At 59.7% G+C, this 1,897-nt stretch carries 2 protein-coding genes; both read right to left on the bottom strand.

What is annotated here, in order from left to right:
- Positions 1 to 250 precede the first annotated feature (250 nt).
- Positions 251 to 676, bottom strand: coding sequence for a glutaredoxin-dependent arsenate reductase (arsC, locus tag AB5Y85_RS01070; protein WP_227096071.1), 426 nt, complete (start codon positions 674 to 676; stop codon positions 251 to 253).
- 75 nt (positions 677 to 751) lie between these two features.
- Positions 752 to 1,816 (bottom strand): ACR3 family arsenite efflux transporter, encoded by a 1,065-nt coding sequence (gene arsB, locus AB5Y85_RS01075; RefSeq protein ID WP_047440564.1) that lies wholly within the window; start codon positions 1,814 to 1,816, stop codon positions 752 to 754.
- Between the last annotated feature and the right edge of the window lie 81 nt (positions 1,817 to 1,897).

Raw genomic sequence — 1,897 nt, forward strand, 5'->3', positions numbered from 1 at the left:
CAGGTTAGTGGCGGGTCCCATCCTGGGGTCATTCACGTTCCGGGTGACAGCATGTATCGGGTGACGCCAGCGCCGTCGCAGGGGGAGATGCGGCCGGGTGGCAGGTCGGGCGGCGATGGTACAGTGATCATCGTCACAGAAAAAGCGGTAAAACGATTGGCCGGAGTAACTTTTTCAACTTGTTCACACAACGAAACAGGGCCAGCGTGAAGCTGGCCCTGTTTCAATCCGTACTTGAGCGTTCAGATGATTACTTGAGGCGCTTGCCGCTCGCATCCACCACCTGCTCGCCATCCTCCTTGGCGAAGGCCCCTTTTTGCTGATCGGGCAGAATATCGAGCACCACTTCTGACGGACGGCACAGTTTGGTGCCAAGCGGCGTGACCACGATGGGGCGGTTGATGAGGATGGGGTGGGCCAGCATGGCATCGATAAGCGATTCATCGCTGAAGCGATCTTCCGCCAGCCCGAGCGCCTCGTAGGGGGGCACGTTCTTGCGCAGCAGATCGCGCACCGGCATGGCCATGGCAGCGATCAGCGCCACCAGCTGGTCACGGGAGGGGGGCGTCTCCAGATAGTGGATGACAGTGGGCTCGACGCCGCTGTTGCGGATCAGCTCCAGGGTGTTGCGGGAGGTACCACATTCCGGGTTGTGATAGATGGTGATTGCACTCATTTGCGTGTCTCTCATTAATCAAGTGAATAGAAAATGGATAGCATCAGTTCGCGGCCAGCTGTTAACGGCTGTCAGTTAGCGGCTTAGCCCCGCTTCGTACCAGGGTTTGCTGGCGTTAACCACCCGCACCACCAGCAACATGACCGGCACCTCGATCAGCACGCCGACCACGGTGGCGAGCGCCGCGCCGGAGTGAAAGCCGAACAGGCTGATGGCGGCGGCCACCGCCAGCTCGAAGAAGTTGGAGGCGCCGATCAGGGCGGAAGGACAGGCGACCGAGTGCTTCTCCCCCACCTTGCGGTTGAGCCAGTAAGCCAATCCCGAGTTGAACAGCACCTGGATCAGGATGGGCACCGCCAACAGGGCGATAACCAGCGGCTGCTCGATGATGGCGTTGCCCTGAAAGGCGAACAGCAGCACCAGAGTGAGCAGCAGGGCCGCCACCGACCAGGGCTGGATGCGGGTCATGACGCCGTCAAAATGGGCTTCTCCCTTTTTCAGCAAAGCCTTGCGCAGCAGCTGGGCGATGATCACCGGGATGACGATATAGAGCACCACAGAAGTGAGCAGGGTATCCCATGGCACAACTATGCTGGAGACCCCGAGCAGCAGCGCCACCAGAGGGGCGAAGGCAAACACCATGATGAGGTCGTTCACCGCCACCTGCGACAGGGTGAAGTAGGGATCGCCGTTGGTGAGGCGACTCCAGACAAACACCATGGCGGTGCAGGGGGCCGCCGCCAGCAGGATCAGCCCCGCTACGTAACTGTCGAGCTGATCAGCCGGCAGCCAGTCGGCAAACAGCACGCGGATAAAGAGCCAGCCGAGGAAGGCCATGGAGAAGGGTTTGACCAGCCAGTTGATAAAGAGGGTGACCCCAATGCCCTTCATGTGCCCCTTCACCTGATGCAGGGCGCCAAAATCGATCTTGAGCAGCATGGGGATGATCATCACCCAGATCAGCAGCCCCACCGGCAGGTTGACCTTGGCCACCTCCATGGCACCGATCGCCTTGAAGAGATCCGGCAACCCCTGCCCAAGCCCAATCCCCACCAGAATGCAGAGGGCGACCCAGGCGGTCAGATAACGTTCAAAAAAGCCGATGGCAGGCACGGCCTTGGCATCACATGTTGCAGACATCACAGCTCCCGATGCGGCGCAATCCCGCATCTTCTATTGGTTCAAAACACGGGTTTATAACAAGTAACGGCATATTCAAGC

Origin of the sequence: Aeromonas sp. R3-1, from assembly GCF_040908345.1 — a bacterium.
GTDB classification, from domain to species: domain Bacteria; phylum Pseudomonadota; class Gammaproteobacteria; order Enterobacterales; family Aeromonadaceae; genus Aeromonas; species Aeromonas veronii.

Coding starts and splice junctions, on each gene's coding strand:
- arsB (WP_047440564.1), bottom strand. CDS start 1,816: ATGTCTGCAACATGTGATGCCAAGGCCGTGCCTGCCATCGGCTTTTTT.
- arsC (WP_227096071.1), bottom strand. CDS start 676: ATGAGTGCAATCACCATCTATCACAACCCGGAATGTGGTACCTCCCGC.